Below are 11,405 nucleotides of genomic sequence, written 5' to 3'. Positions count from 1 at the left end.
ACCCCCCCCCCCCGGACGTTTTTCCGGGCCTCCCCCCCCCCACCCTCGACCACCCCTCACCGCCCGGAGCGGGTCGGGCTGCCCCGGAACCCCCCACCGCAACCACTAAACGTGCCGACGACTCTGCACGATCCGGAACCGGTTGGCCACGTAAGCGCCATCGGTCAACGCCGCATTGGCCGCCGCGTTGGCCCCACTGCCGTGGAAGTCGGAGAACGCCGCCGACTGGTTCACGAAGACCCCGCCGGTGAGGTTGGCCGACAGGTGCACCCCGACCTCGATCGCGGCGCTCTCGGTGGCGTCGAGCACCGCCTCGTCGGTGGAGTAGACCGCCGCCGTCAAGGCACCCTTCTCCCCCACCGTCGACCGCAGGATCTCCAGGCTGTGCGCGGTGGAATCGGTGGCGATGGCGAAGGAGATCGGCCCGAACCACTCCCGCGAGTAGGTTGCGGTGTCGCCCGCGTCCAGCTTGACGAGCGTCGGCGTACGCACGACAGCGCCGGGGTAGGCCGGGTGCTCGACGGTACGGGATTCCAGCACCGTCTCGCCGACCTTGGTGACCTCGGCCAAGCGCTCCAGGACTCCGTCGTTGACGATCGCACCGGTCAGCTCGACGCCCCGCGCGGGGTCGGCGGTCAGTTTGCCGACAGCGGCGGCGATTCCGGCGGCCACCTCGTCGAAGCTCTTGTGCCCCTGGTCGGTGTCGATGCCGTCGCGGGGGATGAGGATGTTCTGCGAGGTGGTGCACATCTGGCCGCTGTAGAGGACGAGGGTGAAGCCGAGGTTGCGGCACATGCCGGCGAAGTCGTCGGTGGAGTCGATGACGACCGTGTTGAGGCCGGCCTTCTCCGTGTAGACGGCCGCCTGCCGGGCGTTGGCTTCGAGCCAGTCGCCGTACTCGGTGGAGCCGGTGAAGTCGACGATCTTCACGGCCGGGTGCAGGGCCAGCGTGGTGGCCAGCTTCTCGTCGGCGGCCTCGGGGGCGAGCAGCACCAGGTTCGGGTCGAAGCCGGCCTCGGCGAGCACCTCGCGGGCGTACCGCACGGTGATGGCCAGCGGCAGCACGGCACGCGGGTGCGGCTTGACGACCACCGGGTTGCCGGTGACCAGTGAGGCGAACAGACCCGGGTACGAGTTCCAGGTCGGGAAGGTGTTGCAGCCGATGACCAGGCCGACGCCCCGGGGCACGACGTGGAAGGTCTTGGTCATCCGCAGCGGGTCGCCCTTGCCGGCGGCCTTCTCCCAGCCGGCGGTGCCCGGGTGCCGGGTCATCTCGGCGTAGGAGTAGGCGATCGCCTCCAGGGCCCGGTCAAGGGCGTGCGCGCCACCGGCCTGGAAGGCCATCACGAACGCCTGACCGCTGGTGAACTGCACCGAGTTGGCCAGCTCGAAGACGTTCTTGTGCAACCGGGCCAGGATCTCCAGGCAGACGCCCGCCCGGGTCTGCGGGCCGGCGTCACGCCACGCGGGCAGCGCGGCGGACGCGGCGGCGACCAACTGGTCGGCGGTGGCGTGTGGGTAGGCGACGTTCAGCTCGACGCCGAACGGGCTGCTCTCGGTGGTGATCCACTGGCCGTCGGTGGGCTGGTCGAGCGGGAAGTTCCCGCCCAGGTACGCCTCGAAGGCGGCCTTGCCGTCGGCCGCCGCGGTCTCGCCGTACACCCGGGGGCTCGGTGATTCCGGGTAGGCGGACCAGTACCCGCGCTCCGTGATCGCGGTCAGCGCGCGGTTGAGGGTTTCGGCGTGCCTGTCGTAGTGGGGGTGCGGGGTGTCCGTCATGCCCGCCATCATGCAACAGCAAGCCCCGCGATCAGTAGAGGCGTGTCACAAACTCAGAGGGTCAACTGCCAGTCCGCTGCGCTTTCGGCCACCCGGTAGCCGAGCTGTTCGTTGATGCTGACCATGTGGTCGTTGACCGCAGCGTTCCAGGTGTCGATCACTCGCAGCTCAGGCTCCTGCGCCAGGATCTGACGCAGATTCTCGATCTTCACCAGCAGGCCGAGGCGGTGCCCCCGGTGCGCCGGGTCGACGATGGTGATCTCCTGCCAGGCGTGCCAGTTCGTGAACGGGCCGGTCTGGATCATCGTCCAGGCGACCAGCCGCCCGGTCTGCTCGTGCACCGCCCCCAGGTGGTAGCGCCGTCGACCGCGCAGCGCCTGGAACCGCTCGATCTGTCGGATCCGCTCGGCGTCCACCCGCTCCGCCTCCATGGCGAGATCGCCGGTGGGGGCATCGACGAGCAGCCGGGCCTCCAGCCGGGCCACATCGGCCACGTACTCCTCGGGGGCCGCACCCTGCCATGCGATCGTGCGGTAACCGGCCGCCCGGGACCGAGCCTGCTCGTGCAGCGCGGTGAGCGCCGCCTCGTCGAGCCGGGTGGTGTCCAGCCGGCGACGCACCATCGGCAAGGCGGCCTGCGCGCCGACCGCCGCCGCGAACGCCGCGCCGGGCGGCTGCCGGTCCTCTCCCGGCGGCACCCCGTCGACCTCTGCGATCAGGCGTTTGCGGCCGTGCTCGGCGGCCACCTCCCGGGCGTGGGCGAGCAATGCCCGGCCCACCCCGCGCCGCCGGTGAGCCGGGTCGACGAAAAGCTCGACGAGAACGTTGCTGGTGTTGTCCAACTGCGGCAGGCGCAGCCACAGATAGCCGACGGCCCGGCCACCCCGCCGGGCCAGCGCGCGATGGATCAGGTTGCCGTACGGCGGATGGGCCGCGACCAGGCCGAACTCGGCGCGGTCACCGACCGGCACGTCCGGCGTGTCGACCGCCTGGGCCGCCGCGCGGATCCGGTACGCGTCGTCCAGCGCCACCTCGTCGGAGGGGTCGAAGGGGGCTACGGCGATGTCCATGGCCGCGAGCCTGCCCGCCACCGCCCGGCCCTGCCACCGGTTTTCCGTCACACCGACAGCTGCCAGTTGCTCCACCGGTCGCGCACCCGGAAGCCGAGTTGCTCGTTGATCGCGATCATGTGCTCGTTGCTGTCCGCGTTGAAGGTGTCGACGGCCCGGACGGCAGGCTCGTGGGCGAGCAGGTGACGCAGATTCTCGATCTTGGCGAGCAGGCCGAGCCGGCGCCCGCGGTGCTCGGGATCCACGATGGTGATCTGCTGGAAGGCGTGCCAGCCGGTGGACGCACCGACGTCCAGCAGGGTCCACGCCACCAGCCGCCCGGTGGCCTGATGGCGTACGCCGGCGTGGTAGCGCCGCCGGCCGCGTGCCTCCAGCGCCCGGTCGGTGCTGCGGACCCGCTCGGCGTCGACCTGCTCCGGTTCCCAGGCGAGTTCGCCCATCGGCGCGTCGGCCAGCAGCCGCCCGTCCAGGTACGCCACGTCGGCGAGGTACTCGTCCGGCGTACCGCCCTGCCATAACAACAGTTCGTATCCGGCCGCCCGGGCCCGGGCGTCGGCCAGCAGCGAGTCGAGCCGAGCCTGGTCGAGCTGGCTGATGTCGAGACGCCGCCGCACGTCGACCAGGGCGTTCGCCGCGCCGGCGGTGGCCGCGAAGGCGGTCGCGGGCGAGGGACGGTCCGGCTGGCCGGGCAGGTGCGCGGCACTCATCGTGCTCACCCGCACGCGCCCTCGCTCACGCAGCACACCGAGGCCGTGGTCGAACAGGGCGCGACCGACCCCTCGGCGGCGGTACGCCGGGTGCACGACCAGATCGGCGGAGGCGTTCTCGGTGTTGTCCAACTGCGGCAGGTCGAGCAGCAGATAGCCGGCGGGCGCACCGTCCAGGTGGGCCAGCAGGTGCACCGCCACGTCGCCGGGCATCGGATGCCGGATCATGCCGAAGAACCGTTGCCGGCAGCTGGGCATATCGGGTACGTCCACCGCCCAGGCGGCGGTGTCGATCTCGTACGCCTGCTCGATGGCCGTGGAGTCGTCGGCCCCGAACGGCGCGATGGTGAGGGTCATGCCGGCAGCCTGCGCGACCGCAAGACGAACGGGCCAGCGAATTTTCTCGCTGGCCCGTTCGGACGTTTGGTCGGGAGGGTCGATCGCACAACGCCTCCGGCGTTGGGTCGTACAGACTGAAAGTCTACGGCGAAACGCCCTCCCGCACGGAGCATCTTCCGCTGCCCGGTTCCCGCCGTCAAGTCCCCGGCGGCGTGTTTTCCGCATTTCTGAAGAAACGCGATTCCACTTCGACCTGCGGCGATCGCTTGATCATTTCCGTTGGGCCGCGCCAAATTTTATGATCATCACACGATTCTATGATCATTACACGCTGCCGGCTCAGCCGAGCAGGCCGGCGTCACGGGCGGCCCGCAGCGACGGCTTGATCCGATGCGTCGGGCCCACCTCGCCGGCAACCGCGTCGAGCGTCTTGAGCCCTTCGCCGGTGTTGAACACCACCGTCTCGGCGGTCGGGTCCAACCGGCCGGACTCGACCAGCTTGCGCAACACCGCCACGGTCACACCGCCGGCCGTCTCGGCGAAAACCCCGGTGGTACGCGCCAACAGCCGCACCCCGGCACGGATCTCGTCGTCGTCGGCGTACTCCATCCAGCCGCCGGTACGCCGGACCGCCTCCAGCGCGTACAGGCCGGCGGCCGGATCGCCGATGTTGAGCGACTTGGCGATGCCGGTCGGCTTGACCGGGGTGATGACGTCGCTGTCCGCGTGCAGGGCGGTGGCGATCGGGTTGCACCCGGCCGACTGCGCGCCGAACACCTTCCAGCCGGCGGCGGGCGCCTCGACCAGCCCGATCTCGACCAGTTCGGTGAACGCCTTGTCAATCTTGGTGAGCAGTTCACCGGAGGCCATCGGAATGACCACCTGGGCGGGGATCCGCCAGCCGAGTTGTTCGGCGACCTCGTAGCCGAGCGTCTTCGAGCCCTCCGCGTAGTACGGGCGGACATTGACGTTGACGAAGGCGGTGTCCTCGAACTCGTCGGTCTCCACCAACTCGCCGCAGAGCCGGTTCACGTCGTCGTACGACCCGTCGATGGCGACCAGTTCGCCACCGTAGACGGCGGTGGTCACCACCTTGCCCTGCTCCAGGTCACTGGGGATAAAGACCACCGAGGGGACGCCGACCCGGGCCGCGTGGGCGGCGACGGAGTTGGCCAGGTTGCCGGTGGAGGCGCAGGCGAAACGGGAGAAACCGAGCGACTTCGCGGCGGTCAGGGCCACCGACACCACGCGGTCCTTGAACGAGTGGGTGGGGTTGGCGCTGTCGTCCTTGACCCACAGCGGGGCGGTGATCCCCAACTCGGCGGCGAGTTGGTCGGCGGCTACCAACGGGGTGAACCCGGGATCCAGGGTGACCCGGGTGGCCGGATCCTGGCCGGCGGGGAGCAGAGCGGCGTACCGCCAGAGGTTGCGCGGGCCGGCCTCGATCTGTTCGCGGGTGACGGCGGCGAGTGCGGCCGGGTCGTAGTCGACCTCCAGCGGGCCGAAACACTCGTAACAGGCGTGCTGGGCAGCGAGGGGGTAGCGGGCCGAACAGGCACGGCAGACCAGGGCGCGGGCCGGGCTGGTGGCGGTGTTGATGCCGGAGGGGGCGAGCGTCGACGTCATGTCGAAGTCCTCTCATCTTTCCCCGCATCGCACCTTGCGGCGGGGACGGAATTGGCACCTGCCCCGCCGGACGCTCAACGGTGAGCGCGCGAGGTGGTTGCCGGGGCGTCGTCGGGCCGTATCCCTCAGCCCCTCTGGATGAGGTATGCAGTTGTGCTGCCGATTCTAGGCAGCCGTGCCGGGTCCGTCGCCTGCCTATCCCAGCTTGTGAGCGAGATCGCCGAAGACTCCGCAGGTCACGCTCGTTCCTGGATCGAGTGGCATCAGCGCCGCCGGATGGCCACTCGATCCAGGCTTGAGCATGATCGACTGTCGCAGAGGGTCAGGCCGGCACGGATCGGCGTTCATCCGTGTCGATGCCCGCCGATCGCACGCCGCGCTGGCTCAGCAGGTTGTCCAGCGCCCAGGTACCCGGGCCGAGCACCGCGACCAGCAGGAACGACCAGCAGAACAGCACTGACAACTCGCCGTGGTTGCGCAGCGGCAGCAGCGCCTCGGGCTGGTGGACGACGAAGTACGCGTACGCCATCGAGCCCGACGCCAGCAGCGCGGCAGGGCGGGTGAGTAGGCCGACGAGCACCAGAGCACCGCAGAGCGCCTGGATCAGGGCGGCCCACCAGCCGGGCCACTGGGCGAGCGGCACGGGTTCACCGCTGCCCCGGTTACCGCCGAAGACGCCGAACAACGAGGCCAGGCCGTGGCAGAGAAACAGCAGGCCGATAACCATGCGGAACAGGGACAGTGCCGGGCCGCCGAACCGGTCGATACGCATTCCGATACCTCCGTTGTAGATCGGGTGTTGGCATCCAGAATGCGGAAGCCCATAGATAATTGTCGATGCAATCTCTGCCTATGGGAACGCTCCCAAGTCATCCTAGCGGCCGAAACTTCCGGGCGCTGTCTCATCGCTCAGCGTCTTCGCCGTTCACGGAAGGACGCCTCGGCGGGAATCCCCTTACCGGGCGGGGTGTGCTTCGCGATGGCGGCGACGGGACGTCCGGAAGACGCCCGACATCGCTCGGTGCAACGATGTCCCGATGCGCGGGATACGGGGAACATTTCGAGGAACGACTATCCGACAGTCCGGTGGACGGCGGGCGCTGCCCTGTCGTCGTGCTGCTGGCGCGCTCGCCACGCTCGTCCTGCTCGCGGGGTGCGCCCCGGCCCCCGGCTCCGGTGGCGTCGGGGCGCAAGCCACGACCGACGCCCCACCATCGGTCCCGGTCACCACACCCGACACCCCGCCGACGCGTACCGAGCCGAGCGCCGGAGCCGGCTCGCCGTGCCCCTGCCCCGCCGACGGCGTACGGATCAGCCACCTCGGGGTGAGTGCGGCGATGGGCCTGCGGGCGATAGGCCTGGAACTGGTCAACTGTGGCAGCCGCCCGTACCGGCTGCACGGCTACCCGGAACTGCGGCTACTGGACAGCGACGGAAATCTGATCAGGGTCCGGGTGATCCTCGGGGCCAAAGAGATCACTTCCGGCTTCGACTTCCCGCCCCGGCCACTGACGCTGGCACCAGGAGAAGCCGCGGGCGCGACGGTGCTCTGGCGCAACCTGGTCGACGACCCGACCGTGGTCGCCACCGACGCACAGCGGCTGGAGGTCGCCCCGACCGAGGGGCAGCCGACGCAGGAGGTCGCCATCGAGGGACCGATCGACCTCGGCAACACCAACCGCGTCGGCGTGAGCGCCTGGAAGAAGCGACCTCCCACCACCCCCCTGTCCCCGACCCCGTCCCGCTCCACAACCCCCGTGGCACCCCAGCACTGACCCGCCGCGAGATCTTGGTACGAAAGTGCCCCTCCGAGGGCAATGTCGTACCAAGATCTCGCGGAGTGGCCCCGCTAGGAGACGACGTCCTTGCGGGTGAAGCGCCAGAACGCCAGCCCCCAGAATGCGGTGGCGTAGCAGATCGCGGAGACGGCACCACGGACGATGTCGTCGGTCTGCACCGGCGTGGAGAGCAGCCCCAGCCAGGCGGTGCTGTAGTGGGTCGGCAGGAAGGACCGGATCGCACCGAGCGCGGTGATCTGATCGAGGATGCTGGACAGAATCCACAGCAGCACCGCGCCGCCCACCGCACCCAGCGCGGCGTCGGTGATCACCGAGAGCAGGAACGCCAGGCCGGCGACCACCAGTAGGACGACCGCGAGGTAGCCGAGGACGGCGAGCAGCCGCAGCAGTCCCTCGCCCGGCTCCAACTGGGCGGCGACCGTGCTGCGCAGCGGGGACCAGCCGTACCGGAGGGTGCCGATGAGCAGGGCCGTGCCGGCGAGCAGCACCAACGCCAACGCCGAGTAGGTCAACGCGACCAACAGCTTGATCGTCAGCAGCCGGGCCCGGGGCACCGGAATCGCCAGCAGGTAGCGCAGGCTGCCCCAGCTCGCCTCGCTGGCCACGGTGTCACCGCAGAACAGCGCCACCACCACGACCAGCAGGAACGACGCCGACACGAAGATGGTGAACAGGGTGAAGTTCAACCCGCCGGAGGTGGCGAAGGAGACCAGGCTGCCGAACTCGCCCCGGCCGTTGTCGTCGTCGCCCGTGTCGAACTGGAAGGCGATCAGGATGATCAGCGGCAGCAGCACCATGAAGCCGAGTGCCAGCTGGGTACGCCGCCGCGACGCCTGCCGCCGGAACTCCGCCGCGAACGGCAGTGTCCGCGACGGCCGGTAGCCAGCCCCGGCACCCGACGGCGCCACCCCGGTCACCGCGCCGCCAGCGGCCCCGGTCACCGCGCCACCGGCGGCCCCGGACGACGTGCCACCGCGCGCCGTCCCGGACGGCGTGGGCTCGTCCCCGCCGCGCGTGGGTTCGACAGTCGATCCCGCCATCACCGGTCCCCGCTTCCCCGAGAGTTCTCGCCCACCAGGGCGAGGAAGGCGTCCTCCAGGCGGCGTCGTGGCACCACCCGGTCCACTCCGATCCCGGCCCGGACCAGTTCGGCCACCACCTCGCTGCGGGCGGTGCCGTTCGTGTCGACCACCAGCTGCCCGTCGGCGTCGTCGAGCACCCGTACCCCGCCGAGGCCGTCGAGCACATTGCGGGCCGCCGCCGGGTCACTCACCTCGAACAGCACGCTGGGCGAATCACCGACGATCTCCTCGACCGGCCCGGAGGCCACGATCCGGCCCTTGTTGACCACCACCGCGTGGGTGCAGGTCTGCTCCACCTCGGCGAGCAGATGGCTGGAGACCAGCACCGCCCGCCCGTCCGTGGCGTAGCGCTGGAGCACCCGGCGCATCTCGGCAATCTGCGGCGGGTCCAGCCCGTCGGTGGGCTCGTCGAGCACCAGCAGCTCGGGCAGGCCGAGCATGGCCTGCGCGATGGCCAGCCGCTGGCGCATGCCGTGGCTGTACTTGCGAACCTTGCGGTGCACCGACGAGCCGAGCCCGGCGATCTCCAGCGCCTGGTCGAAGTGCGCGTCGGCGGCCGGTCGCCCGGTCGCCCGCCAGTACGCCTTGAGGTTCTCCAGCCCGGACAGGTGCGGCAGGAAGCCGGGCCCCTCGACCAGCGCGCCGATCCGCGACAGCACCGGGGAGCCGGGGACCAGCCGGTGCCCGAAGACGTAGATCTCTCCGGCGGTCGGCTGGGTCAGCCCCATCAGCACCCGCAGCGTGGTGGTCTTGCCGGCACCGTTGGGCCCGAGCAGACCGACCACCTGACCGGGGTGCACCTCGAAGTCCACCTCGGAGACGGCGACGAAGCCGTCGGCGTACTCCTTGCGCAGGTGGCGCACGGCCAGCGGCGTGTCCGCGTACTCCGGGTGCACGGAGGTGTCCTGGCGGCGGTGCCGCAGGCGCAGCAGGAGCACGAGCACGACGAGCCCGAGCACGATCGCGGCGAGCAGCCCGACCAGGATCCAGCGCCAGAGCACCGCCTCGGTCGGGATCGGCTCGGCGTCGACGGTGGGCATGCTCACCGGACCGGTGGCCGCGACCTGGTAGACGGTCGGCTCGACCGGGGTGGTGTACGCCTGGTCCGAGGTGGCCAGGACCAGGCGGAGGCGATGCCCGGCCTCGATCCGATGGACGATCGCCGGCAGGGTGACGCTGGCCGGTGTGGCATCGTCGATGTCGGCCGGCAGGCCGGTCAACCGGATCGGGGCGATCAGCCCGCTGGGTAGCGTCGCCGCCCCCTCCGGGTTGACGTCGTAGAGCTTGGCGAAGAGCACCGCCTCGCCGGTGGGCGACGCCGCGCGGATCTGCACGGTGGGCGACCCGACCACGTCGACGGCCTCGGTCAGCGGCTCGGAATCGAACCGGGCGTGCTGGCCCGGTATGTCGGCGGCCACGCCGCTGAGCAGTGAGCTCAACGAGCCGGCGAAGGGCACCGAGGAGATCGCCGCCGGGTTTCCGGCGGGCGGGTTGGCTACCGCCTGGGCGGGGCCTGCGACGGCCACCTCCAGTCGCGACTGACCATTCAGGCCGGGGTAGTCCGCGGTGCGGTAGCCGGTCGCCACCAGCCCTCGGTCCAGCGCGTCGAAGCCGGCGATACGGGAGAAGGTGAAGCTGTCGCCGGGGGTGGCGGCCGTCCCCGCGACGTAGTGGTCGAGCCACTGCGCGGTCAGGAACTTGACCCGGTCGGAGTCGGTACGCGGACCCGCCCCGCCGTCGTGGCCGCCGGTGAACCAGGCGACCCGGACCGGGGTGCCGTTCGCGGCGATGCCCCGGGCGTTGGCGTCGGCCTCACCGAGCGGGAAGAGGGTGTCCGCCGCCCCCTGCACCAGCAGGGTGGGCGCCTTGATCCGGTCCAGCACGCCGGCCGGGCTGGAGCGCCGCAGCAGGTCGACGGCGGCCTGGTCGGCCTGGCCGGTGACGGCGATGCTCAGGTACGCCGCGCACACGTCGGCGGCGAACCGGCCACAGGCGGGATCAGGGATGGTGCCGGTGGTCGGGGCGCCCGGTGCGGTGCCGGGCCCCTGCCCGGGTGCCGGGCTCGGCGGGCCGGGAGACGGCGCCCCCTCGGGGGCCTCCGCGGTGTTTCCGGAGATCCCTGCCGGACCGGAACCCACACTCCCTCCGCCGCCGAAGAAGATGCCGGCCCAGCCGGACTTGAACACCCCCTGGGTCGGCTCGCCGCCGGCGCTCTCCGGCAGGAAGGAGCGGGACAGGTCGTTCCAGGTGATCATCGGGACGATGGCGTCCACCCGCTGGTCCTGTGCGGCCAGCAGCAACGCCAGGCCACCGCCGTAGGAGCCGCCGACCACGCCCACGCGCGGGTCACCGTCGCCGTCGGTACGGATCTCCGGCCGCGCGGCCAGCCAGTCCAGCAGGCGCTGGGCATCGCGTACCTCGTAGTCGGGGCTGTCCAGATGGATCTGTCCCCCGCTGCGGCCGAAGCCCCGGGCGGTCCAGGTCAGCACCGCGTAGCCCCGGTCGGCCAACTCCTCGGCGTCGGTGCGGACCGAGTTCTTGGTGCCGCCGAAGCCGTGGGCGAGCAGCACCGCCGGCACCTTCCGGTCGGCGTCGGCGTCCTTCGGCAGGTAAAGCGTGGTGTCCAGGGCGACCGGCTCGTTGCCGTTCGGGCCGGACGCGACGGTGAGCATCGCGGACTCGGTGCGGAAACCCGGGCGATCCGGCCACGCGGCCCAGACCACGACGGCGGCCAGCAGGGCGATGGCCACCGACACCGCGACGGCCCGGCGACCGGTGGGCAGGGCACGGCGCAGCCGCGCGGCCGAGATCGGCGATTTCATTCGCCACACGGTACGGCGCGCAACCTGTGTATTAGCTGAGTTCCGCCGTACGTCCGTTCTGTTCGGCCGAACGTCACCCGGGAGGGGTCGACCGCACATCGTCTATCGGGCCAACCTTTGGGACGACTTCCCATTGTGGAAATTCCCACCTTCTACCGGATCCCATATGGAAGTACGTCTT

The 11,405-nt window shown here is 70.8% G+C and carries 8 protein-coding genes and 1 riboswitch; of the genes, 1 reads left to right on the top strand and 7 read right to left on the bottom strand.

Features of this window, described 5'->3' with window-relative positions; all coding sequences use genetic code 11:
• Positions 1 to 105 precede the first annotated feature (105 nt).
• The 5 genes from paaN to AB0M35_RS18320 all read right to left on the bottom strand — a co-directional run bounded on the left by paaN (position 106) and on the right by AB0M35_RS18320 (position 6,293).
• Positions 106 to 1,779 carry a phenylacetic acid degradation protein PaaN gene (gene paaN / locus AB0M35_RS18340; protein ID WP_363746699.1) on the bottom strand — a complete coding sequence of 558 codons (1,674 nt, stop codon included), beginning with the start codon at positions 1,777 to 1,779 and terminating at the stop codon, positions 106 to 108.
• 53 nt (positions 1,780 to 1,832) lie between these two features.
• Positions 1,833 to 2,849 (bottom strand): GNAT family N-acetyltransferase, encoded by a 1,017-nt coding sequence (locus AB0M35_RS18335; RefSeq protein ID WP_363746697.1) that lies wholly within the window; start codon positions 2,847 to 2,849, stop codon positions 1,833 to 1,835.
• A gap of 47 nt (positions 2,850 to 2,896) precedes the next feature.
• Entirely contained in the window at positions 2,897 to 3,913 is a 1,017-nt protein-coding gene (locus AB0M35_RS18330; RefSeq protein ID WP_363746696.1) for a GNAT family N-acetyltransferase, read from the bottom strand.
• A 321-nt stretch (positions 3,914 to 4,234) separates the two neighbouring features.
• Positions 4,235 to 5,521, bottom strand: coding sequence for a threonine synthase (gene thrC / locus AB0M35_RS18325; protein WP_363746694.1), 1,287 nt, complete (start codon positions 5,519 to 5,521; stop codon positions 4,235 to 4,237).
• Between the two features lie 9 nt (positions 5,522 to 5,530).
• Positions 5,531 to 5,666: riboswitch (SAM riboswitch) on the bottom strand.
• Between the two features lie 177 nt (positions 5,667 to 5,843).
• Positions 5,844 to 6,293, bottom strand: a complete 450-nt coding sequence (locus tag AB0M35_RS18320; RefSeq protein ID WP_363746693.1) for a DoxX family protein — start codon at positions 6,291 to 6,293, stop codon at positions 5,844 to 5,846.
• 265 nt (positions 6,294 to 6,558) lie between these two features.
• Here AB0M35_RS18320 and AB0M35_RS18315 point away from each other — a divergent pair, with 265 nt between their 5' ends.
• Positions 6,559 to 7,296 carry a DUF4232 domain-containing protein gene (locus AB0M35_RS18315; protein WP_363746692.1) on the top strand — a complete coding sequence of 246 codons (738 nt, stop codon included), beginning with the start codon at positions 6,559 to 6,561 and terminating at the stop codon, positions 7,294 to 7,296.
• 74 nt (positions 7,297 to 7,370) lie between these two features.
• On the opposite strand, the gene AB0M35_RS18310 is transcribed toward AB0M35_RS18315, so the two are convergent.
• The gene (locus AB0M35_RS18310) at positions 7,371 to 8,261 is read right to left on the bottom strand and encodes an ABC transporter permease subunit (RefSeq protein WP_363746690.1); all 891 of its coding nucleotides are present in this window, start codon (positions 8,259 to 8,261) and stop codon (positions 7,371 to 7,373) included.
• Positions 8,262 to 8,359: 98 nt separating this feature from the next.
• The gene (locus AB0M35_RS18305) at positions 8,360 to 11,224 is read right to left on the bottom strand and encodes an alpha/beta fold hydrolase (protein WP_363746688.1); all 2,865 of its coding nucleotides are present in this window, start codon (positions 11,222 to 11,224) and stop codon (positions 8,360 to 8,362) included.
• Positions 11,225 to 11,405 lie beyond the last annotated feature (181 nt).

This window comes from Micromonospora sp. NPDC051196 (assembly GCF_040682415.1).
In the GTDB taxonomy this organism is placed as follows: Bacteria; Actinomycetota; Actinomycetes; order Mycobacteriales; family Micromonosporaceae; genus Micromonospora.
The sequence above is the reverse complement of the archived record's forward strand: the minus strand, read 5'-3'. Positions and strand labels throughout refer to the sequence as shown.